Origin of the sequence: Bacillus cereus group sp. BceL291 (assembly GCF_051776705.1) — a bacterium.
GTDB classification, from domain to species: Bacteria; Bacillota; Bacilli; order Bacillales; family Bacillaceae_G; genus Bacillus_A; species Bacillus_A cereus.
This window is the reverse complement of sequence record NZ_JBPWAP010000030.1, coordinates 18,014-43,739: the sequence shown is the minus strand read 5'-3', so window position 1 is coordinate 43,739 and position 25,726 is coordinate 18,014. Positions and strand designations below refer to the sequence as shown.

Sequence of the window (25,726 nt, the reverse complement as noted above, 5' to 3'; positions counted from 1 at the left end):
TATTTAAAAAGATATAATTATGCTAAAACTAATTGTTCTGCTTGCTTAAGCACTTTCAAACCATCACACATACCATAATCTCGTTGGTCTATAATCGCAACTGGTATGTTGTATGAGTTCGCAAGAAACTCTACAGCTGGAAATAAATATTTCACTTGTGGACCGATTAAAACGACATCTGCTTCCTTTATTTCAAGTTTCACAAGTTCTGAATCAACCGCCTTAATTTTATAATTCTTCCCCTGTTTCTTTGCCTCTTCTTGCATTTTTCTTACGACCATACTCGTTGACATACCTGCTGCACAACATAATAAAATGTACATCTTATACGGTCACTTTCTCTTCTACTCGTTTATGAAGAGCAATAAATTCTTCAGCCAGTTCTTTCACTGTAATTGCATTCATTAAATGATCTTGTGCGTGCACTAACAGTAAACTAATTTCTGCATGATTTCCTCTTGCCTCTTCTTGAATTAAATCCGTTTGAATACGGTGTGCTGCTGAAATTTCCTCACTAGCAAGTTTCATCTTTTCACCGGCATTCCCGAAATCTCCTTGTCTTGCAAAAGCAATTGCTTCAAGCGCCGCGCTTCTCGCATTGCCACCATGTAAAATTAACGCAAATGGAGTTTGCATATCAGCCATTTTAAATTCCCCCAAGCTATATGTTTTCTATATTTTTATCTTATTATGAAAACGCATACAATTAAACATAAAAAACTTCCGTTATGTAACGGAAGTTTTTATATACTTTTTCAAAATGATAATAAAATTTCTTGAAAATCTTCAATTACCTCGGTCTGAGTAAGTTTCTCTATCGTAGTTTGACTAGACATAATATCATATAAAAAATCATAAAGCCTTTGCAAATCTTCATTATTATTGCGCTTTACACTAAATAAAATAATTACTTGTACTTTTTTATCTCCCCAATCAACAGCCTTTTCAAGTGTGCAAAACATCAGAAAAGTTTCCTCACTTAATAACTGCATCGGATGCGGGATTGCAACTGAATTCCCAACCGCTGTCGGAGACGTATTTTCTCTTTCCATAACAGAAGCATAAAAGTTTTCTGGTACATAGCGTTTCTCAGCAGCTTTCTCACATAAAAACTGAATAACATCCTCTTTCGTAGAAGCATTATGATTTAAAAAGATTAAATCTTCCTTAATATAAGGCTGCACACTAGTATTCACATGCGTAAACAACCGCTGACCAATCGATTTAATCTCTTTATCATCAAATATTGAATTCACTTTTATAACTGGAACAGGCAAGCCACTCGGTATATGAATCGTACTAATAATACAATCTATTTTTTCTTTATAAAGATCTTCTACTTTCAATTGATAATAGCCTGTAATACCTACAATCTCTAATTTATCTCGGAACTGTGATAAAATTTTATATTTTAATAGTTGTGCACTTCCTTGACCAGTCGCACAAACTAATAAGCATCTTTTCTTTTGATTTTGCTCCTGCAAACGGCTCATCGCTCCGCCGAAGTGAATTGCAATATAACCAATTTCACTTTCAGGGATTGATTCACCCGTATATTCACCAATGATATCTCCAACAAGAACCGCAATTTCAAAAGCATACGGATAATTCTTTTTCACTTCTGCCAAAAGAGGATTTCTCGTATTTAACTTATACTTCAAACGATTTAATAACGTTTTTAAATGAATACCAAATCCAAATAATAATTCTTCATCATAATAAAAAATAAGATTCCGTTCTTCCGCTACTTTAAAAAGAATATGTTGCATAAATGCATATATATCTTTTCCTAATAGCTCTTCTACATTTTCATAGCGATCTCTCGTTGTAACAGCAGTACTTAATAAATGCATCGTCACATATAATACTTCTTCTTCTGGAAATGAAAATTTCAACTCTTTCTCTAAATCTCCTAAAATCTGCTTCGCAATTGTATATTCTTTCTTTAGTATAAGTTCTGATTGCTCCGCATGCATTCCTTTTATATAGTGTTGACTTTGACAACGCTTTAATGCGATTGCAATATGAATGACTAAATTATCAATTTCTATATCAGATAAATATATTGTTCCGCCTTCAATATACTTTAATATAATTGAACGAATGAGTGATATATGAGGTAGCGATAAATATGTCTCCGTCTGCTCAAATTGCTCATGAAACGGAGTATGATCATAACGCGGTAAACCATATTGTGATAAACAAGAACGAATATTAAATTCCTCTCCAACAATACGTATACCATAATACGGTCTCTTCTCAATTTGTAATTCATAGCAACCACATATATCTGTAACATCTTTCATAATTAAATTGACCGTTGATTTGCTCACATACATCTCTTCCGCTAATTCTGAAAGCTTCACATATCCCTCTATCATTAAAACACGCTGCAGAATGTACGCTATTCTTTCTTCATAAGAAGTTGGGATCTTTTCCATCTGTTTTTGAAATAGACTCACACAAAAGTCTTCAAATTTCTTCTTTTGTATAATTTCTAATTCGTACCCATTCCCTCTTTGCGATTCGATTTTCGCTCCGTTTTCTTCCAATATATCATTTAATAATTTTATATCCTTTTGAATCGTCTTCGTTGATACATGTAAACGGCCTGCTAAAAAAGCTCGATTTAACATCGATTTCTCTTCTAAAAATTCCTCTAAAATAGAAATTAATCGCTGATGCACCTTTGTCATAGCTCTTCCTCTCGCTCTTTATATATAAAGGGGGAAAAGCTGCTGAAATCAGTAGTTTTTCCCCTTTATATTCTCTCTATTTCTTTAATGTAAATCCGAATTTATCCCATGCTTGTAAATAGTCTAGTAAGAAAATCTCTTCTTCTACAATTCGACCAACTACATTTGTTTTTCCTGTATTCACCATATCTTTTAATGCAATTTGTAATTCGCCTTTATACTGGCCATATTGTTCATTATCAATTAATAAATCTCCACGCTTAATTTCGCGCGTATTATGAGGTTTAAATTCTTCTTTTTTATATTTCACACGACTTTGTGTAGAACGAATCATATATTCAGATACATCTCCGCGATAAAAATGTGGTTCGTCTAATACGATAATTCTTTCTAGTTCTGTCGTTGTATCATATATTTCTATATCAAATGTTTGTTTCTCTTTATTTAATGCACCTAGTGCTTGTAATTCTTCTTCTGACGCATATGCGTTTGCAATAATAACATCATCAATTAATTCAGTCGCGAATAAATGCTTCGCCTGTGTTGTCATCGGTAATTCACGATGCTGCTCTAATGTACATAACCCTTCTGTTACTGGCCAAGGTCCGTATGTTGCATCAAATGATGAAATAAAAGCTGCCGTTCTCATACCGTAATCTTTAAATTGTTTCGAGCATTTAATGAAATGATCGTATGATAATCCTGAATAACGATGCGGATAAAAATTATGACAACCAATTAAATTTTCACGATTTGGTCTATGACTCATAATGTTATCTACATACTTCGTACCATTGCTCATATTAATCTCAATTTTCAAACCATACGGATTATAAGTCATAATTGATTCTTCTAATCCTGAGAAACCGACATCTAAACGAATACCGTACGCACCTAATTCATGGAAGAATGATAAATCATTATACGAAATACCTAATTGTTCAAAAACAGATGGACTAATATCAACTAATACTTGGAACCCTAATGCATTCGCATGAGAGATCGTTTCTTTAAATTCTTCTATAATTTTCTCTTTTTCTCCATCCACAGATAATAAACATGTGAACACACGTGTAAATCCATATTTACTTGCTAATGTTAAATACTCCTTATCTTTCTCTACTGTTGAATGTTCTGGATAAATAGAAATACCTAATCGTCTCATATGTACACGCCTCTTTCTTCACCATATTGTAAACCTTTTCAAATATATGTAGTGAAAAAGTATATATCCCCTTCTTGTTCACTACTCTTTTGAATCCGCTTTCTTTAAAGAAAAAACAATTTCTATCATTCTTAACACCTACAAGTCTATACATCTATACTTTACATCTTTTTTTCATAGTTGTGTAGCTTTTACACAAATTTGTCAGTTTTTCATCTTAAAAATTGTTATCCGTTTTCAAGACACCTTCCTTGACTGTTACATTGGCCAATACATATACTCGAAAGAAAAGAGAAAACTTTATATAGGGGATGAATATATGGGAGAAGCAATACTCGTAAAACGAGAACCGTTATGGACGAAAGAGTTTGTTGCTTTAATTTTTGCAAACTTATGTATGTTTTTAGGGTTTCAAATGTTAATTCCAACCTTACCTGTTTATGTGAAAGAAATTGGTGGCACAAGTTCCAATATCGGATTTGTTGTCGGCATGTTTACCGTTGCGGCACTTTTTGTTAGACCGCTAACTGGGAACGCCTTGCAAAAATTCAATAAAAAAATCATTTTAATGATCGGCACTGCTATCTGTTTACTCGCTATGGGCAGTTACCTTTTCGCCTCAACTATCTTTCTCTTGCTTGCTGTTCGTATTTTACACGGAGCTGGTTTCGGTATTACAACGACTACATATGGAACTGTCGTTTCTGATTTAATTCCCTCAGCTCGCCGCGGAGAAGGCATGGGATATTTTGGCCTTTCTGGAACAATTGCAATGGCCCTCGGTCCACTTATCGGACTATGGCTTATGCAAACATATAACTTCACAATTCTTTTTTTATGTGCATTATCGTGCACAATTGTTTCATTAATATTAACGAAACTACTTCAAATCCAAAAATCGAAACAGCCTCCACAACAATCATCTAGTACTTTTCTCGATGGATTTATTGAGCGTAAAGCTTTACTTCCTTCATTATTAATATTATGTATTACATTAATGTACGGAGGAATCGGAAGTTTTATCACTCTATTTGCTACAGAAGTCGGCATAGCTGATATTAGTCTCTTCTTTTTATGTAACGCACTAGCAATCGCTGTAACTCGTCCATTCTCTGGAAAGCTATATGATGCGAAAGGCCATACATTCGTCATCATTCCGGGGGTTATTATAACTTTTACAGGCATTATTTTATTGTCGTATACGACGACAATTCCGAGCTTAATTATTGCTGCAGCATGTTACGGAAGTGGTTTTGGAGCGATCCAACCTGCACTACAAGCATGGATGATTGACCGCGTAGCACCGCATCGACGCGGCGTAGCAACGGCTACATTCTTCTCCGCATTTGACCTTGGAATCGGCGCTGGAGCGATTATATTTGGATTTATTGCTCATTTTACAAACTATGCAACTGTATATCGTTACTCCTCTCTATTACTTATTGCTTTTCTCTTCATTTACATTACAAGCATAAGAAAACAAAAGCATGGCGATAAAAACACGGAAAAAGCTGCTGGATAATTCAGTGGCTTTTTTATCGTGTTAAAAGAATTATTTCCCCTCGTTTTGCTGTTATAAAACTACATGCATTTTCCTACATATTTTTTAACTTTCATCAAAAAATATACGATGAACTCGCAGACGCTTTCCTTAATATTCGACTGAACAATATTATTCTAAAAAGTGTGATTTCTTTACAAAATTAAGATTTATACAAGATGAAAACCAATAGAACACAGCTGTTTCTTTAAGGGATTGTAAACTTTTCTTCTCTTTGTAAATTTAGTGTAAATTTTACTAGCAAACCGTTTACAGTGCCTCAAGGTTCAGTTAATAATTACATCGTACATGAAATTTAAGGAGTGGAATGCGTGGAATATAATGTTCAAGATATGATCTTCCAGTTCATTGGTGGATTAGGTATTTTCTTATTCGGGATTAAATACATGGGCGATGGACTGCAACAAGCAGCTGGAGATCGTCTTCGCGATATTCTAGATCGTTTTACAACAAACCCACTTATGGGTGTACTAGCAGGTATGTTAGTTACGGTATTAATCCAATCCAGTTCAGGAACAACTGCTTTAACAGTCGGACTTGTAAGTGCCGGATTTATGACATTAAGACAAGCAATCGGTGTTATTATGGGTGCAAACATCGGTACGACAGTTACTGCATTTATTATCGGAATTAAAATCGGAGAATATGCTCTCCCAGTTATGGCAATTGGAGCAATCTTACTATTCTTCTTTAAAAATAAAAAAGTACATTCTGTAGGTCAAGTTGTATTCGGTTTTGGTATGTTATTCTTCGGTTTAGAATTAATGAGTGCAGGTATGAAACCTCTTCGTTCTTTAGAATCATTCCAAGAATTAACAGTTAGCATGAGTGATAATCCAATTTTAGTAATTGTTGTTGGTACAGTCTTTACTTTAATTGTACAAAGTTCAAGTGCAACTATTGGTATTTTACAAGAACTATTCGGTCAAGGTGCAATCGATTTACAAGCAGCTCTTCCTGTATTATTCGGTGATAACATCGGTACAACAATTACAGCTGTATTAGCAGCAATCGGTACTTCTATTGCCGCAAGACGTGCAGCATTAGTTCACGTTATCTTTAATATTATCGGTACAATTATCTTTACAATTTTATTAGTACCATTTACAAGTTTAATTCAATATTTCCAAACATCATTAAACTTGAATCCAGAAATGACTATTGCATTTGCACACGGAACATTTAACGTAACAAATACAATCATTCAATTCCCGTTCATTGCAGTGTTAGCATGGATCGTAACAAAAATTATTCGTGGTGAAGATGCAGCGATTGACTTCAAACCACAACATTTAAATCCAATCTTTATTGAACAATCTCCAGCCATCGCTTTAACTGAAGCTCAAAAAGAGATTATCCGTATGGCTGAGTTCTCATTACATGGATTAAAAGAAGCAAATCAATTTTTAAATACACAAGACAAAAAACACGCAAACATGGCTACTCAATTAGAAGGAGCTATTAACAATTTAGATAAAAAAATTACCGAGTATTTAGTTTTATTATCAGAAAAGCCACTTTCACCTACGGATTCTGAAAAACATTCTGTTTTAGCAGGTGTTGTTGGAGATATTGAACGTGTCGGTGATCATGTAGAAAACCTTGTAGAACTTGTAGATTTCCAAATTTCAAACCGTGTTTCACTATCAGATGAAGCATTAGCTGAATTAAACGAAATGCTTGAGTTAACAATTTCAACACTGCACGACTCAGTTGAAGCTTTAACAAACTTCGATACTGAACTAGCTCAAACTGTTATTGCAAAAGAACGCAAAATCGACCAAATGGAACGTGTTCTTCGTAAACGTCACGTATTACGTCTAAACGAACGCAGCTGTTCAGGTGATGCAAGTATCATCTTCGTCGATATGGTAAGTAACTTAGAGCGCATTGGCGATCACGCTGTAAATATCGCTGACGGTGTTTTAGGTGAACAAGGAAAAATCAATTTAAAACAATCATTATAATAAGAAAGAGACGCTAACGTAAGCGTCTCTTTTTTCATTATATTTTAACAACTGTTCTTCCTTTTAACTTTCCTTGCAATATAAGTGTAAACTTCTTCTCTAATTCTTCTAATGTACATTCTTCTATATAAGACAGTAACTCTTTATTTCCCCATTCATTCGCTAAAAGCGTCCAAACATCTCTTCTCACATCTACTGGACATTGCACGGAATCTACCCCTAAAAGGCTTATGCCCCGTAAAATAAACGGATATACCGTTGTTTGTAGTTCCTGACCTGCCACATTACCGCATGTCGTTACACAACCACCATACTTTACTGTTTTTAAAGCTGTTTCTAACATACGTCCACCTACAGTATCAATAACTCCGGCGTATATCCCTTTTAACATCGGTCTTCCTGATTCATCATTCAATTCCGCGCGATGAATCACTTTTTTCGCTCCTAGACGTAGTAGCATATCTTTCTCTTCCATTTTTCCTGTCGCTCCTACTACGTTAAACCCTAACTTACTTAATATACTAACAGCTACACTCCCTACGCCGCCTGTAGCACCCGTTACTAAAACATCTCCCATATTAGGCTTGATTCCTGCTCCAATAAGCTTATATACCGACAAAGCCGCAGTAAAACCTGCTGTCCCATACATCATACTTTCCTTTAATGACATTCCTTCTGGTAAAGGCACGACCCAAGATGATGGCACGCGAATATATTCTCCGAAACCACCAGAGGTATTCATACCTAAGTCATATCCCGTTACAATAACTTGATCTCCTACCTTAAAAGAGTTATCTTCACTACTCACAACTTCTCCTGCAGCATCAATTCCCGGCGTATGAGGATATGTTCTCGTAACACCTTTATTACCAGTAGCTGAAAGAGCATCTTTATAATTTAATGAAGAATAATGAACTTGTATGATTACGTCTCCCTCAGGTAAACTACTTACTTCTCTCTCAACAACTTTACTTACAAACTGATGATTTTCCGTTTCATTCACAACGATTGCTCGGAATAATGTATGATTCATTATGCTCTCTCCTTTATCCGTCAAATTCTTCCTTATTATATAGAAAAAATAAGTAAGCTTACTCATTTCTTCTTGGCTATATTTCAACAAATCTTACTTCCCTATCACTTTCTCATAATATATATTTTCATTTCTACTAAAAGCCCTTATACTTATTCTACATCTGACAAATAATATATAGAAAATCTGACTTTTTATAAATAAATTGAATTTTTACGAAATGTAAATGATTTGTAATGTTTTTTTTCGCTAAATTTCATTATAATAAGTGGATATGAGTGTCGTATTTCAATCCAAATGAAGGAGTACAGGAAATGGAGCAAAACCCATCTTTGCAAGAAAATACACGCAGTAACCCGAAAAAAAATAAGAAAAAAATAAAAGTTATTATAAGCGCTATACTATTCGTTTTATTAATAGGCGGCGGTTATACTTGGTTTTTAGTAAATAAAGCATCTTCTGCTGTTCGAAATGCCGCACACGATTTAGCACGCGGTGATAAATCTGATTTACGTGATAAAGCTGTTAAACCTATTACGAACAATGTCTCTGTTTTAATAATGGGTGTTGATGAAAGCGATGTCCGAGGAAAAGAATATGGTGACGCTATAAGAACAGATGCGCTTTTACTTGCAACTTTTAATAAAGATAGCAAAACTGTTAAACTATTAAGTATCCCACGTGACACATATACTTATATTCCAATAGAAAAGAAAAAAGATAAAATTACACACGCTCATGCATTCGGTTCTGCTAAAAACGGAAAAAATGGTGGACCACAAGCAAGCATTGATGCAGTTGAAAAATTAATGAATGTTCCTGTCGATTATTTTGTAAAATTCAACTTTAAATCATTTATAAAAATCGTCGATGACTTGGGCGGTGTTGAAGTTGATGTACCAGTTGAATTTACTGAGCAAGATAGCAATGATAATGCAGAGGCAATTCACCTAGAAAAAGGTGTTCAAAAGTTAAATGGCGAAGAAGCTCTTGCTCTTGCTAGAACAAGACACATCGATAGTGATGCAATGCGTGGACAACGTCAACAACTCGTTATCGAAGCTATTTTAAAGAAACTAACAAGTGTTGGTTCTGTAACAAAAGTTGGCAACATCATTGATGATATTAACGGACAATTCGTTACAAACTTAACATTTGATGATATGCTTTCATTCTATAAATATGGATCGGATTCGGAAATTGAGAAATTACAAATCCAAGGTGATGATTGCTATATGGCAAAAGGTGACGATACTTGTAGCAAATCTGCTGGTGGTGGTCGAACTTACTACTACAATCCAGATAAAAAAGAATTAGCTAATGTTACAAATGAACTTCGTACTCATCTTGGGCTACCTGCATATACAAAGTCTGACTCAAACTCTGATTCGAAAAAGACAAAAGAATCTAAGTCTGAAAATTCAAGTGAACGCGAATCAAATAACAATGAAGTGAAAAATAAGAACAAAAATAGCAGTGAAGATACAGAAACATCGTCTAATGACAATGAATAATATAGAAGCGGTTCTCTATGGAGGTAGAGAACCGCTTCTTTTTATTCTTCCAAATATAAAAATCAGAACTTTCTAACTATCTTTTTTAATATTTTTAAATTATAATAAATAGTAGCAATCTATTCCAATTATCAGGGGGCTCATACATATGAAAGCTGCAGTAAAACATAACATCTCAGATTTTAAAGACTACTTAAAATCTAACGATATATACATGGAAGAAAATATAGATGAAAATGATGGCTCTGTTCATTTTTCAGTAGGATTAGAGACTGAAGCTGGCGCAAAGATTCAACTTATCGCTGCTTTCCAAAACGAACATCCTACGGTGGATATATACTGCTTCAATGTTGCTCACGTGCCTGATGCAACATCAACAAATGATATTTTACATGTCATCAATGAATTAAATACATCTTATCGCTTTGCAAAATTCACATTAAATAAGCAAAATGCAATTGATATTTCAACATCTCTTGCATTCTCAGAACCAAACTTTAATCCCGCACTTGTCTTTGAACATACGAGAATGCTATATAAATTAGCAAATGACGAATATAAAAACTTAATGAAAGTTATTTGGGCATAAAGTAAAACTATAATCCGTTAGGTTTACGGGCAATAAATAAAAGGATGGGCTGTAAGCAGCACCATCCTTTTATTTTGATATCATATCGATCCACATTTTAACAGCAGTGCCTACAATTAAAGTGGACAATACATATTGCAGTACTTTTTGATTTAGCCTCTTCCCGACTCGTGCTCCAAGTGGCGCAGCAAATATACTGGCAACCGCAATAATTAGAGCTGGAATGATAACTACTTGCCCAGTAACCATTTTTCCTATAGTAATCCCTATTGAGGAAATAAACGTAATAGCGATAGATGTTGCGATCGTCATGCGCAGTGGTAATTTTAAAATAACTAGCATAATGGGAACTAAAAGGAACGAACCTCCAGCTCCTATAATGCCTGAAGCTCCCCCTACAACGAACGCTAACAAGCTTGCTAACCATTTATTATACTTCACATCTCCACTATTATTTTGTTTCGGTACAAACATCATAATAGCTGCAATTGTAGCTAATGCTGCATAAACAACATTGACTGTATGTTCCTCTAATATGTTAGCACCGAAACTCCCTATGAAGCTTCCTATTAATATACTAGCTCCCATATACATAACTAACGTTTTATTCATGTCATTACTTTTCCGGTATGCCCAAGCGCCTGCAAAAGTTGCAAAGAATACTTGTACCGCTGTAATACCGCTCACTTCATGTGATGTATAGCCAGAAAATCCCAGCAATACCGGAATGTATAAGATCATCGGATAATTAATAATCGCACCGCCAATTCCAACCATTCCTGATATAAACGATCCTATAAATCCAATTATAAAAAGTAATACGACTAAGCTCATCTTACATCCCCTCCCTTCTAGAAAGAAGATGAATTAAATGAATAAGTTTACATTCCCATCCGAAGCATCTGCTAAATAAGCTCCTACTCCTGCAAACTCTACCCCTTCCATAATCTCTTCCTCTTTTAACCCTAATAAATCTACTGTCATTTGACAAGCGACAAGTTTAATCCCCTGTTCTTTCGCCAAATCGATTAAATCTGGTAAAGGCATCGCATTATGTTTTTTCATAATACCTTTAATCATCTTTGGTCCCATACCTGCAAAATTCATTTTTGATAATCCCATCTTATCCGCACCGCGTGGCATCATTTTTCCAAACACTTTTTCTATAAAAGTTTTCTTTACCTTCACATGCTCATCTTTCCTTAAAGCATTTAATCCCCAAAAAGTATGAAAAATAGTTACCTCTTGATCATACGCCGCTGCACCATTTGCAATAATATAAGCAGCCATTGCTTTATCATAATCTCCGCTAAATAAAACGATTGTTGTTTTCTTCTGTTGTTCCATGTTGTTCTCCCTCCGATTACCTATAGGGGTATTTTATCATTTATAAAAAGGCTCAAATCATGTATCCCTGTACTATACGACTTTACCTTCCCATGCTAACATACCACCTACCATATTAATTGCTTGAAAACCGTAGCTCTCTAAAAACTGAACTGCTCGTGCACTTCTTCCGCCAGAACGACAAACGATAATATACTCTTTCTTTTTATCCAACTCATGCATACGAAACTCTAATAGTCCTAGTGGAATATTACACGCTTCTGGAATTTTCCCTTCGGCTACTTCTTCTACTTCACGTACGTCCACGATATTTACTGCTTCTTTACGTAACAACTTTTCTTCCAATTCTTTTACTGTCATTTCTTTCATTTTAAATTCCCTCCTCACAAACCATTCATACCGCCTGAAACATTGATAACGTGCTGAAATCCTAATTTCTTTAATACCTTTGCTGCTTGCTTACTTCTCATTCCACTTTGGCAAATAACGATTACTTCCTTATTCTTATCTAATTGATTCGCCTTACTTGCTAGATCATTTAGGGGGATATTTTGAAAGCCTTTCATATGATTCCCTCTATATTCACCTACTGTACGGACATCAATAAAATACTTCCCCTTTTTCCCCACTATACTTTTCAATTCTTTGCCATTTATATTTTGAACACCTTTCACTGGTAAAAATCGTGAAATAACAAACCATGCAGCAAGTACAATGAAAAGCGTACTTAATATTGTGTTCATATAACCAACCTCTCTACATTTATAAACATGCTACGCCTTCTTAATCCAAAACTTCAGCACCTCAGCTTCTTCTACATGCTTTACGATGTCATGACCACTTTTATTTGCCCACGCTGGAATATCCTTAACTGATCCTTTATCCGTTACATGTATTTCTAACACTTCTCCAGTTTGTAGAGCATCCATTGCTCTCTTTGTTCTTACAATCGGCATTGGACATGCTAAACCTTTCGCATCTAACACTTGTTTTATATTCATCATCAATTCCTCCATTTTTTATTTATTTCATTATTCGTGCACTGCACAACGATTTGGACCAATCTCCATTTCACGCTCTTTATCCACACTTGGGTGAATTTTACCCATATTGGTTTGACGAATTTCTTCATATGCATTTGGCTGAGGTGGTAAGTTTTCTGTTACAACTTTACGGAACTCTCCCTCATCCTCAATATTTAATCCTGCATTATGCTCAAATAAATCTTTTAATTTTGCACTAACGATACCACTTTCGTTCATTTCACTTATTTTTGAATAATGAGCCGGTAACACAACTAAATTTTGAGATAGCTCTTTATATCGGCTATACAAAGTATTACGTAAATCACTCACCCAATCTTCAGCCTTACCAGCAAGATCAGGACGCCCAATTGAATCTACAAATAAAATATCGCCTGATAATAAATAAGAATCATCTACAATGAATGACGTACTTCCAATCGTATGCCCTGGTGAGTATAATGCGTCAATTACAATTTTAGTACCCCCCACCGTAATAACAGATCCTTCAACAAGCGGTTCGTATGAGAAAACAACTTCCTCTGCATCTTTTGGTGGTAACCAATACGTACCACCTACCTTTTCCGCTAACTTACGTCCTCCGGAAATATGGTCTGCATGTAAATGTGTATCCATTACATTCGTAATCGTAACGCCATGCTCTTTCGCAAATTCTTCATATGCTTCAACTGTTCTTACTGCATCAATAACTGCTGCTTCACCATTTGAAACGACCATATAAGATAAACAGCCTTTTCCAAGGCGGTTAAACTGATACATACTTCCACCATTTTTTAAATCTCCAACTTTTATAGGCTTTACATATTCACTCCAAGCCTTCATGCCACCAGCTAAATAATAAATATTTTCTAATCCAGCCTCTGTTAATTGCTCTGCTACAAATATAGAAGACCCTTCTTTTGCACATACTACTAAAACATCTTTATCTTTAGGTAATTCACTTACAATATGATCTACACCATCTAACAAGTCAAAGTAAGGTCTATTAATAGAAGAAACTTGTTTCCCTTCAATTTTCCAATCTTCATAATCCGCCTCATTACGAACATCTAAAATGAATAACTCTCCGAATAACACTTTCTCTGCCACATCTTTTGCTTGTAATGCTTTAACATTCATCTCATTACCCCCGTAGGTATATTTTTATTTAAAAAATTTTATTTTTCAACATTCCCTTTCCACTCTAACGTGCCTGGGATGACATTTTTCACATTTGCATAACCTTTCTCTTTCAACATGTGACAAGCTACATCACTACGGTTACCAGTTCGACAAACGACGTAAATTTGCTTCGTCTGATCTAATTCCGCACTACCAAGTTCGCCTAATGGAACTGAAATAGCCGATGGAATATGACCAAAAGCGAATTCCGCTGCTTCGCGAACATCTAATACAATGCTCTCTTCTCCATGAGACAATATAGACTGTAATTCTGCATTCGTAATTGTATGTGGATATTTCACAATTTCATTCACTTCATGCTCGTTTGCTTTCCTAACATAATGCACCAATACATTATCCTCGTGTTTCGTCCCGATATATTGATGTCCTACTTTACCCGCCCAACTTTTTATATCTACCGTAGATCCTTTATCTGTTGCCTGAACTTCAATTACTTGCCCTGGTGCTAATCCTTCTATCGCCTTCTTCGTTTTCACAATCGGCATCGGACAAGCCAACCCTTTACAATCTAAACTCATATCCACTTTTATACTCATAATTGATTCCTCCACAACTTATATACATATACCTGTAGGGGTATATTAAAATGTTTTTGAAAATCTGTCAACAATTATGTCTGACAGATTATCGGCTTTTTACAAGTAATTGAACAGCTTCTTTAATTAACTCTTCATTTGAAGCATTACCGCTTTCAAACTGCTCACGCAAACATTGCTCTAAATTTGTCCCAACAACAAGTCCAATTGTACGATCAAGTGCAGAACGAGATGCCGTTAACTGTGTAATAACCTCTCGGCAATCTTTTCCTTCTTCCATCATACGAAGTACACCACGAACTTGACCTTCAATACGTTTCAATCTATTTTTCATATCTTGATTATATTCCATTCTATAATCACCTCATTACCATTATGTCACTATTTATAACCTATGACAATATATTATACCCTATAGGGTATTTTGTAAACCCCTATTTTTAATATTTATCTTATATGTTCACAAAACAAGAAGTGAAACCTTACTATATAGGCTTTCATCTTCCACCAAATTTTGAAGTGGAAGATGAAAAAATATTAATATACAACACGTTCTGGTACTACTGTTCCGTATAATTTAAAGCCACCATCTAAGTTCTTTACCTTATATCCTTTTTCCATTAACATGCGCGCTGCAACATACCCTCTCATACCAAGTTGGCAAGTGATATATATTTCTTTGTCCATTGGCACTTCATCCAATCGATCACGTAATTCATCTAACGGAATATTAATAGAGTCTTTAATCATTCCCTGTTTTAGTTCATTAGGCTCTCGAACATCAATAAGATATCCACCATTTTTAACAATGTGATCTATTTCATGCCATTGCACTGTGTCCACAAAACCATCTACTATATTACTTGCCGCATACCCCACCATGTTTACTGGGTCTTTTGCAGAAGAATAGGGCGGGGCATATGATAATTCTAAATCCGGCAAATCGATTACAGTTAAGTTTGCCTTCATTGCCGTTGCAATAACATCAATACGCTTATCTACACCATCACGCCCTAACGCCTGCGCTCCATAAATTTTTCCACTTTCTTTATTAAAGATTAATTTTATTAGCACAGGCGTAGCATTCGGATAATATCCCGCATGAGAATTTGCCTGTACATGTACTACCTCATAGGGTATATTTAGTCGTTTTAATATTTTCTCATTCACTCCAGTCGAAGCAACTGTTAAATCAAAAACTTTAGCCACAGAAGTTCCCATCGTACCTTTATATAAAGAATCCGTATGACCATGAATAATATCTGCTAACATGCGACCTTGACGATTAGCTGGCCACGCTAAAGGAATCAGCGTTTCTATTTCTGTAACAAAATCTTTCACTTCAATCGCATCACCAATTGCATATACATATGGGTCAGATGTTTGAAATTTCTCATTTACCTTTATCGTTCCTCTAACTCCCAATGCTAATCCTGCCTCTTTCGCTAAACTACTCTCTGGTTGTACACCAATTGCTAAAATAATCATATCTGTTTTTATAACTGAGCCACTTTTTAAACGTACAATAGCCCCGTCTTCTTCTAACGCATCTACACCATCTTCTAAAACAAGCTCAACATTGTGATTTCTCATATGTTCATGTATGTATGCTGCCATTTCATAATCGATTGGTGGCATTACTTGATTCGCCATCTCTACAAGAGTAACATCAATCCCGCGTTCTCTTAAATTCTCAACCATTTCCACTCCAATAAATCCTCCACCAATAACCGTCGCATGACGTGGTTTCTTCTCATCAATATACGCTTTTATACGATCTGTATCAGGTACATTTCGTAACGTAAACAACGCCTTCGCTTCTTCAATGCCCGGAATAGGTGGAACAATTGGTTTCGCCCCTGGTGAAAGAATCAAAACATCATATTCCTCGTTATATGTTTCATCTGTAGTTACATTCTTTATCGTAATTGTTTTCTCTTCTTTATTAATCTTTACAACTTCACTCAATACACGTATATCTAAATTAAAACGTTTTGACATCCTTTCAACAGTTTGTACTAATAACTTTTGTCTTTCTGTAATGACACCGCCAATATAATATGGCAATCCACAGTTTGCGAACGAAATGTATTCACCGCGTTCAACCATAATAATTTCATCTTCCTCACTTAAACGACGAAGCCTTGCAGCTACTGATGCCCCGCCAGCAACTCCGCCTACTACAACAATTTTTCTAGACATATTTCAAACCTCCATGTTATTTATTATTTAATTTCCTCATGCATTAAACAAAAACCTATACCTGTATGGGTATATGATAGAGTGTAAAAAATTTAATTTCAATCAGTATGTCTTTCTTTCACAAATTTGAAACAAATAAAAAAGAACTTAGATACCTCCAAGTTCTTTTGCGTATAGTTCTATAACTTTCTGCACGATTAAACCAATGTATAAATACGTGTTTTGAAAATTTAAATACACCTGTATTTAAAGTTTCAAAATCAATAGCTTCTTCACATAAGGTTAGATCCATTCCACGTAAAATTCTTTAATGCCACAACCTGAGAAAACGAATCCCAATGGACTCTTTTTCTACAATGATATATTTATTTTTTTCGTTGCACCTCTATCATTAATCATAACCATCTGTGTCTCGTTATTTGGCAAAAATACGATATATTTTCCCGTTCTCACATTCCTCCAAATAACTTTTCCTTCTTCGTCTGTTTTCCCTATTGAGATCCCAATTTCTTTACTGGGTTCAGGTGATTCGTCTTTCATAAGTATAATTTCAAAATCTTTTATTGGCTGTTTTTCTTTATTTTTCACGTGAAAAGTTACAGAATTAACAACCTTACTAAACTTCTTTTCATTATTTACTATATAACTAGTCATTACGATTATGACCAATACACAAAATAAAATCCATAAAAGCTTATTATATTTATTCAGACCATTTTTTAAGATTATTAAAAACATCGTCTGTCACCCGGTTTCCAGAATTCCAAGAATTACTTCCTACTGTATGGGTAGCTATTATTGTTACACCCGTACGAGAATAGTCATGATATACGGGTGCTCCACTTTGACATCCATAAGTGTCCATCCTATATGTTAAAATTCTAGGACTAGTGCCTTCAATTGGTCCATAATCTGTCCACATAGTATATTTTTCATTTCCTACTTTATCACACGGATACCCTGGAACTACTGCGAGTAACCCCCTTTGGAGACTCTACATTAGTAGTTCTATATCCTAACCACCCTGTATAATCTCCAGGAGATCCATTTAATTTAATGGCTCCATAATCAAATTCCGAATCTCCATCATCAGTCCATCCACTTACTGAATAAAGCTTTGTCCAACTATAAGGCAAATACGGTGCTTGGTTTCCATTTCTACCAGGAGTCACAATAACATTTTTTGCCCATCCACCAAGCTTTTTATTGTAAACACAGTGCCCAGCTGTAAATACTGTATCTTTACTAATTAGCGCTCCTGTACACCCATAAACCTCTTGTCCATTAAATTGAATTACTATGTGTACTATAGCCCTATAAGGATACAAAGTTGTATCAGTAACTCTAATTCGATCATCTCTTCCTATTATAGAATGTGTAAGGATATTAGATGGATAATTAAAATTACTGTCTCTTAATAAGTATCCCCAATCTTCCCTACCATGTTTACGCCCTTCAAATGAAGGCGAAACAAGATCTTCTCCCCTTCGATCATTACTATACAAAGATTGTTCTTGAAAAAGTACACGTTCTCCCTCATTTGAAACTGATGTCCACGGTACATCTTCTGCATACACCTTTTGATTCACCAAAAATACTATACAAAAAAGATTAAAAGAACACCAAAACTATAAAGAGCCAACCTACATCTTATAGAAATAAAGCTATACAACATAACTTACCTCCTATACAAATGATAGCGAACAATTGAAGATCCCTTTATAAATTCTAGTTTTTCTTTTTTTAAAAGTCAACGTAATTAATAATGATAATCACTATTAATTATGTTAACTTAACAAAACCACACAATTAGTCATATTCTTTACTCTGCGTTCAAAAATCTGTCTCATTAAAGTTTCACCATATTACATAAATCCATAACCTTTTTCACAATCAACTCCGCAGTATTCTCTCCCGGTGGCATTAACAAATTTGTAACTGTTCCATACACAATAGGACTTAATTCTACTTCATATCCGCCATATGCATATTCGTCTTTTGTCGGTAAATAACCAATATATCCGTTCATATATCCACCAAAGAAAGCCAATTCATTTTGAAGGCTCTCTTTCATTGCTAAGGCAGTTTCTGAAAAAGGTTCCATCGGTATACCTGAAAACATACCATCATTAACTTGAAACAGTTGAACTTCTAAATCTATACGTAACTTCCGAATACCTTGCCTATATTTCTCTAATACGATAGCAAGCCATTCATCCGTATTCACGCCCCACTGCTTCTCGGCTAATCGAGCCATGCTTCGTATCTCATCAATTTCAGGAATATCCTTCAACTTCATTTGCATCATACTTGAAACTGTCCTTAATTTTACAATTGGACTATATGTAACTGTTGGTAACATCGTTAATACATGTCCACTAAGTATGTAAGCCATTTGTTTTAACGCTTCCCTTGAACCGCGATATTTCGCATTCACATTTCCAGCGGCACCTTGAACAATAATAACAGGGCAGTTCACTATCTGCTCTAGAATCTCTCTCGTTATTCCAGGATAATCTGCTGATAATTCATCGCTATCACCTTTTAAAACATTCGGATGCGCAGTACAAAATACTATAATCCCAGATAGCTCCTTTGTTTCAGCATTTCTGATTGCCAGCATGCCAATTCGTTTATCGACAACACCCTCAATATTTGTTCCCATCTTTGCTTTTCCATCAGATGTTCTCTCTCGTCGGTTTACACCGATATCACCTGTCGTAACACCCCATCCAACTTCGCATCGTTTTAAATTGTTATTTGCAGTAACAGCACCATGTACTACATTATTTACTAAAATCATTTTATACGACTGCACTAGCGGATCATCACCGACTGTCTCTGGACCGGAATGCGTATGAGTATAAACAACCGTTATTCGCTCAAATGGCACATGAAGCCCACTTGCTACTCGCTCACGGATCATATTCGTATCTTCTACTAATATCCCAATATTATCGATACTTATAAACACAGTTTTCATTTCATCTTTTTCAAATACAAAAACTGTCCCATAAATACGCTCTTCAATATTATTTATTCCTGTCTCTCTATGATATCCGACAAAATCAATACCTACAGGCGGCGTAATATCAACCTTACATACCCCTATTTTGCTCATTTAAATCACTCCATTTCTCTATATAACTCCCTTTTTTCAAGAATAGCATATTTAACTTGGTTCCAAATAAAAAGAACGGACACAGTATCCTATGTCCGTTCTTCCCCTCACACATACTTCCGATGCACCATCTTACCATCATAAGAAAACACAACGCCCTTACTCTCCACAATGGACTCCATATGCACCGTTCTTCCCCATAGTTGATGAAGATATGGTAATACTTTTTCTAAATATTTTAAATCGAGCTCGATTCCTTCGTAACTATGTTTAATGTATAACTCTCCGTTTTTTAAGTAGTCTCCGTCTTCTACTACTAAGTATGGGAAGCCACCATTTGTACGCATATTTACGAGTTGATCACGCACATTTTCCCATTCTTTATCTATTACTTTATATTCTTTTCCTTGGCGCTGGAATAAGTACATATCTTCTCGCATAACAAGATCTTTATTTAAGTAGTTTCTTAGGAACGATACGTCCCATTCAATTTCGCGTACTTCAAACATTTTGTCACGGCCCGATCCTGGTTTTACGCCCCGTCGCTTCATTTCTTCAGTCGGATTGTTGTACCGTTCTTCAATATCTTCAAAGATTTTAATACCTAGGTAGTATGGATTAATACTTGTTTTTGATGGCTGTACAACACCTGCATTTAATTTCGCAAATTCAATTGCTTCATCAGATGTTAAGTCCATTTCACGAAGTATGCGTTGATGCCAGTAGGACGCCCAGCCTTCGTTCATGATTTTCGTTTCAAGCTGCGGCCAAAAATATAACATTTCTTCGCGCATCATCGTTAATATATCACGCTGCCAATCTTCTAACTCACGGCTATATTCTTCAATAAAGAGAAGTAAATCCTTCTCTGGTTGCGGTGGGATTTTCTTCTTTTTACGTATATTAGAGCGCTCTTGTTTTTTATTTCGGTTATCTAAATTCCATAAATCATCGTATTGCGATACCTTTTTCTTTTCTACTTCTTCCTCTTCTAAATCATCAATACTCCATGCGAGCTTCGGACGCATAAGCGACGGATCAATATGCTCTTGAATGGCAAGTACTGCATCTAAAAATGTTTCTACCTCTGCTTTTCCGTACTTATGCTCATACGCTTTCACACGGTCCGCTGTTGCGGCCATACTCTCTACCATATCTCGCTTCGTATTTGAAAAACGAATATTATTTTTGAAGAAGTCACAGTGTGCTAAAACGTGCGCTACAATTAATTTGTTTTGAATTAAAGAGTTCGTATCTAATAAAAAGGCGTAACATGGATCAGAGTTAATAACGAGTTCGTATATTTTACTAAGTCCTAAATCGTATTGTAATTTCATTCTGAAAAATTGTTTTCCAAAACTCCAATGTGAAAACCTTGTCGGCATCCCATATGCACCAAATGTATAAATAATTTCCGCTGGACATATTTCATAACGCATCGGATAAAAATCAAGCCCAAATCCAGTCGCAATTTCCGTAATTTCCGCAATCGCATATTGCAGTGCTTTATCGTCACTTGCTCTCATTATTTTCCCTCCTTACACTTTCCCTTAAGAAAGTGTATGACGAAGAACAAGCTTTCATGAGGATTGATTGCATAATAAAAAGACACCCCCGCAAAAACGAGAATGTCTTATCTATTAACCTTCAATAATCTCCATCTTCTCCGTAATCGGAGTACGAGCTTTTCCTTCTGGTGCTTTATCGAAATAGCCGATATGAAGAATTCCAACGATACGTTGACCTCTTGTTAAACCGATTCCTTCTATAAATAATGGATTGTAGTTTAATCCGCCAGATTTCCAAACGCAACCTAATCCGCGTTCCCAAGCAAGAAGTTGGAAGTTTTGCATAAATGCACATGTTGCAGCGTAATCTTCGTCACGCTGAATTTGACGCGGATCTTCATTTATATATACAACGATTTGTGCAGGCGTGCTTAAAAAACGATCTGATAAAATTTTACCGCGTTTCGCTCTTTCTTCTTCTGTGAAAGAGTTTAATACTGCATCTACTAATTTCTTGCGGCCTTCTCCAATGTATAGTTTACAATTCCATGGTTCACGGTGCTTATGATTTGGTGCCCATGTTGCATCGTTTAATAGTTCAATTAATAACTCTTTTTCTACTGCTTTGTCTGTAAATGTACGAACAGAGCGTCTTTCTTTAATCACATTAGCGATGGAAGTATATGTAGTCATATTTATCTCTCCCTTATTTTTATCTATATGTATAAGTTTATCGTCATCATTGATATTGATTTTCAATTTCGATTATACCTTAGTTTTTTACTATTAATCAATGTTTTATGTTGGAAAACTTCTAAAAACGTCATTTCATACTGTGAATAAAAAAACTTGATTTGTTCACAAGTATTTCACATTTTATGGAAATGATATATGTACAGTTTTCTACATTATCCATCTAGGAGGAGTTTACATGTACAAAAAAATCGCTGTTTGTATGACTATGGCAGCATTATTATGCGGGATATCCACCTTCCCTACATCCGCTGCCACACCAAAAGAAGTAACAATGCATCACCATAAACCAATTCCAGAAGAAGAAATGCAATCGCTAGAAAAACTCGGCTATAACAAACATGAAATTTGGAAAGCTGCTCATATTGCAAGAATTAGTAATAAAGAAATAAAAGATGTTTTAGCTTACTATAAGCAAAATAAATCTTGGGAGAAAACAGCCGAGCATTTCGGTGTAGATCCAAGTAAGCTGAAAAAGCATCATATGAATAAAGAAACAAAGCAAGCACTGCTACAACAGTTAGCAACTATGCAAAAATCCACACCTGATCAGCTAAAGCAAAAAATGAAAGAATATAACATCAAATTGCGTCATCTTACTGTGTTAACAATCATCTCTCAAAAAAGCAATACCCCTCTTGATGATGTATTAAAAATGAAAAAAGATGGAATGGACATTAAACAAATTGCCGAAAAATTAAATGTAAAAAGAGAAGATATACGAGCGGAAATGATGAAATTAGTGAAGTCTATTAAAGAACAAAAAACAAATTAAAATGCTAAAAAGGAAGAGGCTTTCACTACTCTTCCTTTTCTTTATGAACTTTCAATTTTTAAGTATAAATTCCCGTCTTTCCCAAAAACTAACACAAGTAAATGATGTAAGTTAGGGGTGAGAAAATGTTCGGTTTATCATCTAAGAAATCAAAAAAGACTAATACAAAAACACTTTGTTCTATCCCAGAATTTATACAAACCATGAAAGAATCAAGCGATTTTGTCTCTTATAACATACTTAAAGATGAAACGTTGTGCTTGTTTTATTATAAATCTGTCGTGGAAGCACTTATTATTAAACAATTCATTTTAACTCCTATAAAAAAGGAATCGGAACAAATCCAAAACATCTCTGATTTATGTAATATTATCTCTATTGAAGACATTATTACCTCCCCTTCTATTGATGATATTCGTGAAAAATTATTAGGTGGATATATTTTAATACGCTTAAAAAACAATTCGAATCCTGATCAATATGCTTTAATTCGTGCCGAAAGTACTGTTTTAGGAAAACGATTATATAACGATACAGAAAATGAGTATAGCGTAATCGGGCCTAAAATCGGTTTCGTTGAAAACCTTGATACAAATATCCACTTATTACGCCGAAATATCGTAACGGAGCAACTCATTTTTAAAGAAGTTACCGTCGGATCTATATCAAAAACAAAAGTAGCAGTTGCTTATATAGAAGGAATTACAAATGAACAATTTGTCAACACCGCAATTCAACGGCTAGAAGACATTGACTTTGATGTCCCATTTGATTCAACTATGATTGAGCAATTTATTAGTGATAATAGCAATTCACCTTTTCCTGTTCTATTACCTACAGAACGATTAGATCGAGCTGGATTTGCATTAATTAACGGGGAAGTTTTAATTTTAACAGATGGTTCTCCATATGCTTTATCAGGACCAACAACGTTACTGGATTTTTTCATTTCACCAGAAGATTATTATTTACCGTGGATGATTGGATCGTTCTTTCGTATTATTCGTTTTTTCGGAGCTATATTTTCTCTTTTTTCCTCCGCTATTTATACAGCGGCTTTAACATATCATTATCAAATGATCCCTGCCGATCTACTAGGTCCTATTATTTTCTCGAGAGCTAACGTACCTTTTCCTCCTATTCTAGAAGCACTCTTTTTAGAAATTACAATCGAATTGCTTCGTGAAGCAGGGGCGCGTTTACCAACAAAAGTCGGACAAACGATCGGGATTGTTGGGGGGATTGTAATTGGCCAAGCATCTGTTGAAGCAGCTTTAACAAGTACAATTTTATTAATTGCAGTTGCTTTATCCGCCCTTGCATCTTTCACAACACCGACTGTAAAGATGTCTTCTACTATCCGGTTGTTACGCTTTCCGCTTATTCTCTTAGCCGGTGCATTCGGAGGATTAGGCCTCGCTGTCGGATTTGTATTTATTTTAGCTCATTTAATTAAATTAAAATCGCTTGGATCACCTTATTTGTTACCTTTATATCCATTTCGTGGTTTAGGTACAGCAGAAGGTTTTCTTCGATTACCATTTAGTCAAACGGCACAAAGACCTTCTTTTCTTAGACCAAAATCAAAATGGCGCTACAATCCAAACAAATCGAAGCAAAAACGTGATGGTGAGAATGAATGAAAAAAATTTTATTGCACCTTATCATTATCTTCTTCGTTTTACAAACTGGCTGTACACAAACGTATATAGTGGATGCACAGCGTATTATTCATATTGCTGGATTTGACATCACAAAAAACAAAAAATTCCAAGGAACTATTCTATTCCCAGAGTACACACATGGTGTAAAGTCTAAACCAGAGACGCAAACAACATCTGCCCGTTCACTTGAAACAATTGCTTCACGATTAAATGCGAAATCTCCTCACAATGTTGTTGTAGGTCAAATGCGTGTCGTCCTATTTGGAAAGGCTCTAGGGGAACGCGGAATGGGAGAGATTATTACTAACTTACAACGTGACCCAAATATCGGGCGTGATGTACAACTAGCAATTGTAGATGGATCGGCTGAAGAGCTTTTAAATTACGGAAAAAAAAATGGGTCTTTATATATTGCTGATTTACTCGAGCAAAATATAAGAAATGAGAACATTCCACAAACTGAATTAAACATTTTTTTATATAATTATTACTCTTCTGTATGTGATGCCTATGTTCCTTATATTAAAATGGACGATAATCATTCTGTCGCTGTCAAAGGACTTGCCTTTTTAAAAGGCGATAAAGTCGTCATGTATACGGATAAAAGACATTCTGTTTTAGCAAAATTACTTATTAATCCTACGAAAAATGGACGTTACGAAGCAGCAATAAAAAAGGATAAACATAAAGGTATAGTTGTGATACAAAACTTAGCTGGGAAAAACAAATATGATATAGATCAAACTGGCGACATACCAAAAGTAAAAATCCATTTAAAATTAAATGGATTAATTAAAAACTCTCCTAATTGGATTGATTTAAGAAAAGAAACAAATATCAACTATATAAAAAAACAAATTGAACGAAATGTCGAAAAAGACTGTGAAGATTTAATAAAACAATTTCAAGAAAAGGAAATTGATCCGTTAGGAATACGAGATGAAATTAGAAGCCATACGAGAAAATGGAATATAAAACAAATTCGAAATATGTATAAAAATGTAGCGGTAGATATAAATTTAGATCTTAATATTGTACAATCTGGAATCGGAGAATAGTGAGGTGAAATA

25 protein-coding genes and 1 pseudogene are annotated in these 25,726 nt (G+C 35.1%); 7 read left to right on the top strand and 19 right to left on the bottom strand.

Annotated elements, in window-relative coordinates; genetic code table 11:
- Positions 1-17 precede the first annotated feature (17 nt).
- From ACS2CR_RS19080 to ACS2CR_RS19065, 4 genes are all read right to left on the bottom strand, one after another.
- Positions 18-323: a PTS sugar transporter subunit IIB gene (locus tag ACS2CR_RS19080; protein ID WP_000275642.1), complete on the bottom strand. Its 306-nt coding sequence runs from the start codon at positions 321-323 to the stop codon at positions 18-20.
- A 1-nt stretch (position 324) separates the two neighbouring features.
- Positions 325-645, bottom strand: coding sequence for a PTS lactose/cellobiose transporter subunit IIA (locus tag ACS2CR_RS19075; RefSeq protein WP_000774631.1), 321 nt, complete (start codon positions 643-645; stop codon positions 325-327).
- 110 nt (positions 646-755) lie between these two features.
- Positions 756-2,696 carry a BglG family transcription antiterminator gene (locus ACS2CR_RS19070; RefSeq protein ID WP_053512565.1) on the bottom strand — a complete coding sequence of 647 codons (1,941 nt, stop codon included), beginning with the start codon at positions 2,694-2,696 and terminating at the stop codon, positions 756-758.
- 76 nt (positions 2,697-2,772) lie between these two features.
- Positions 2,773-3,861 (bottom strand): DUF871 domain-containing protein, encoded by a 1,089-nt coding sequence (locus ACS2CR_RS19065; RefSeq protein WP_001253348.1) that lies wholly within the window; start codon positions 3,859-3,861, stop codon positions 2,773-2,775.
- A gap of 319 nt (positions 3,862-4,180) precedes the next feature.
- On the opposite strand from ACS2CR_RS19065, the gene ACS2CR_RS19060 reads away from it, so the two are divergent.
- A complete protein-coding gene (locus ACS2CR_RS19060) occupies positions 4,181-5,383 on the top strand; it encodes an MFS transporter (protein ID WP_000503237.1) in 1,203 nt (400 codons plus the stop codon).
- Between the two features lie 350 nt (positions 5,384-5,733).
- Complete coding sequence (locus ACS2CR_RS19055; protein ID WP_438906071.1) at positions 5,734-7,389, top strand: Na/Pi cotransporter family protein; 1,656 nt, start codon at positions 5,734-5,736, stop codon at positions 7,387-7,389.
- A 37-nt stretch (positions 7,390-7,426) separates the two neighbouring features.
- Here the strand turns inward: ACS2CR_RS19055 and ACS2CR_RS19050 are convergent, their stop codons facing one another.
- A complete protein-coding gene (locus ACS2CR_RS19050) occupies positions 7,427-8,422 on the bottom strand; it encodes a YhdH/YhfP family quinone oxidoreductase (RefSeq protein WP_058840069.1) in 996 nt (331 codons plus the stop codon).
- A gap of 314 nt (positions 8,423-8,736) precedes the next feature.
- On the opposite strand from ACS2CR_RS19050, the gene ACS2CR_RS19045 reads away from it, so the two are divergent.
- On the top strand, positions 8,737-9,936 hold the full coding sequence (locus ACS2CR_RS19045) for an LCP family protein (RefSeq protein ID WP_000437430.1): 1,200 nt from the start codon (positions 8,737-8,739) through the stop codon (positions 9,934-9,936).
- A 148-nt stretch (positions 9,937-10,084) separates the two neighbouring features.
- Entirely contained in the window at positions 10,085-10,525 is a 441-nt protein-coding gene (locus ACS2CR_RS19040; RefSeq protein WP_000642362.1) for a hypothetical protein, read from the top strand.
- A gap of 69 nt (positions 10,526-10,594) precedes the next feature.
- On the opposite strand, the gene ACS2CR_RS19035 is transcribed toward ACS2CR_RS19040, so the two are convergent.
- The 14 genes and pseudogenes from ACS2CR_RS19035 to ACS2CR_RS18970 all read right to left on the bottom strand — a co-directional run bounded on the left by ACS2CR_RS19035 (position 10,595) and on the right by ACS2CR_RS18970 (position 22,157).
- Positions 10,595-11,359: a sulfite exporter TauE/SafE family protein gene (locus tag ACS2CR_RS19035; RefSeq protein ID WP_153602599.1), complete on the bottom strand. Its 765-nt coding sequence runs from the start codon at positions 11,357-11,359 to the stop codon at positions 10,595-10,597.
- A 33-nt stretch (positions 11,360-11,392) separates the two neighbouring features.
- Complete coding sequence (locus ACS2CR_RS19030) at positions 11,393-11,872, bottom strand: DsrE/DsrF/DrsH-like family protein (protein ID WP_000437728.1); 480 nt, start codon at positions 11,870-11,872, stop codon at positions 11,393-11,395.
- A gap of 72 nt (positions 11,873-11,944) precedes the next feature.
- Positions 11,945-12,241: a rhodanese-like domain-containing protein gene (locus ACS2CR_RS19025; RefSeq protein WP_000661816.1), complete on the bottom strand. Its 297-nt coding sequence runs from the start codon at positions 12,239-12,241 to the stop codon at positions 11,945-11,947.
- Between the two features lie 14 nt (positions 12,242-12,255).
- A complete protein-coding gene (locus ACS2CR_RS19020; RefSeq protein WP_001092317.1) occupies positions 12,256-12,615 on the bottom strand; it encodes a rhodanese-like domain-containing protein in 360 nt (119 codons plus the stop codon).
- A 30-nt stretch (positions 12,616-12,645) separates the two neighbouring features.
- A complete protein-coding gene (locus ACS2CR_RS19015) occupies positions 12,646-12,876 on the bottom strand; it encodes a sulfurtransferase TusA family protein (RefSeq protein ID WP_033667001.1) in 231 nt (76 codons plus the stop codon).
- A 27-nt stretch (positions 12,877-12,903) separates the two neighbouring features.
- A complete protein-coding gene (locus ACS2CR_RS19010) occupies positions 12,904-14,034 on the bottom strand; it encodes an MBL fold metallo-hydrolase (protein ID WP_053512568.1) in 1,131 nt (376 codons plus the stop codon).
- Between the two features lie 38 nt (positions 14,035-14,072).
- The gene (locus ACS2CR_RS19005; protein ID WP_153602598.1) at positions 14,073-14,633 is read right to left on the bottom strand and encodes a sulfurtransferase TusA family protein; all 561 of its coding nucleotides are present in this window, start codon (positions 14,631-14,633) and stop codon (positions 14,073-14,075) included.
- A gap of 88 nt (positions 14,634-14,721) precedes the next feature.
- Positions 14,722-14,985, bottom strand: a complete 264-nt coding sequence (locus ACS2CR_RS19000) for a metal-sensitive transcriptional regulator (protein ID WP_000456205.1) — start codon at positions 14,983-14,985, stop codon at positions 14,722-14,724.
- A gap of 185 nt (positions 14,986-15,170) precedes the next feature.
- Positions 15,171-16,835: a CoA-disulfide reductase gene (cdr, locus tag ACS2CR_RS18995; protein WP_053512570.1), complete on the bottom strand. Its 1,665-nt coding sequence runs from the start codon at positions 16,833-16,835 to the stop codon at positions 15,171-15,173.
- A 351-nt stretch (positions 16,836-17,186) separates the two neighbouring features.
- Positions 17,187-17,573 carry a DUF2606 family protein gene (locus tag ACS2CR_RS18990; RefSeq protein ID WP_053512571.1) on the bottom strand — a complete coding sequence of 129 codons (387 nt, stop codon included), beginning with the start codon at positions 17,571-17,573 and terminating at the stop codon, positions 17,187-17,189.
- A pseudogene (locus ACS2CR_RS18985) lies at positions 17,539-18,510 on the bottom strand (trypsin-like serine peptidase). Before ACS2CR_RS18985 ends, ACS2CR_RS18990 begins: the two are co-directional and overlap by 35 nt.
- 174 nt (positions 18,511-18,684) lie before the next feature.
- Entirely contained in the window at positions 18,685-19,956 is a 1,272-nt protein-coding gene (locus ACS2CR_RS18980; RefSeq protein ID WP_053512572.1) for a neutral/alkaline non-lysosomal ceramidase N-terminal domain-containing protein, read from the bottom strand.
- A 107-nt stretch (positions 19,957-20,063) separates the two neighbouring features.
- Positions 20,064-21,482 carry a stage V sporulation protein SpoVR gene (gene spoVR, locus ACS2CR_RS18975; RefSeq protein WP_001202701.1) on the bottom strand — a complete coding sequence of 473 codons (1,419 nt, stop codon included), beginning with the start codon at positions 21,480-21,482 and terminating at the stop codon, positions 20,064-20,066.
- Positions 21,483-21,596: 114 nt separating this feature from the next.
- Positions 21,597-22,157 carry a nitroreductase family protein gene (locus ACS2CR_RS18970; protein WP_053512573.1) on the bottom strand — a complete coding sequence of 187 codons (561 nt, stop codon included), beginning with the start codon at positions 22,155-22,157 and terminating at the stop codon, positions 21,597-21,599.
- A 238-nt stretch (positions 22,158-22,395) separates the two neighbouring features.
- Between ACS2CR_RS18970 and ACS2CR_RS18965 the strand changes: the two genes are divergently transcribed.
- The 3 genes from ACS2CR_RS18965 (at position 22,396) to ACS2CR_RS18955 (ending at position 25,714) form a co-directional block, all read left to right on the top strand.
- Positions 22,396-22,992 (top strand): hypothetical protein, encoded by a 597-nt coding sequence (locus ACS2CR_RS18965; protein WP_000276967.1) that lies wholly within the window; start codon positions 22,396-22,398, stop codon positions 22,990-22,992.
- Between the two features lie 125 nt (positions 22,993-23,117).
- The gene (locus ACS2CR_RS18960; RefSeq protein WP_153602597.1) at positions 23,118-24,635 is read left to right on the top strand and encodes a spore germination protein; all 1,518 of its coding nucleotides are present in this window, start codon (positions 23,118-23,120) and stop codon (positions 24,633-24,635) included.
- A complete protein-coding gene (locus ACS2CR_RS18955; RefSeq protein ID WP_016109275.1) occupies positions 24,632-25,714 on the top strand; it encodes a Ger(x)C family spore germination protein in 1,083 nt (360 codons plus the stop codon). Before ACS2CR_RS18960 ends, ACS2CR_RS18955 begins: the two co-directional genes overlap by 4 nt.
- The last annotated feature ends 12 nt before the right edge of the window (positions 25,715-25,726 follow it).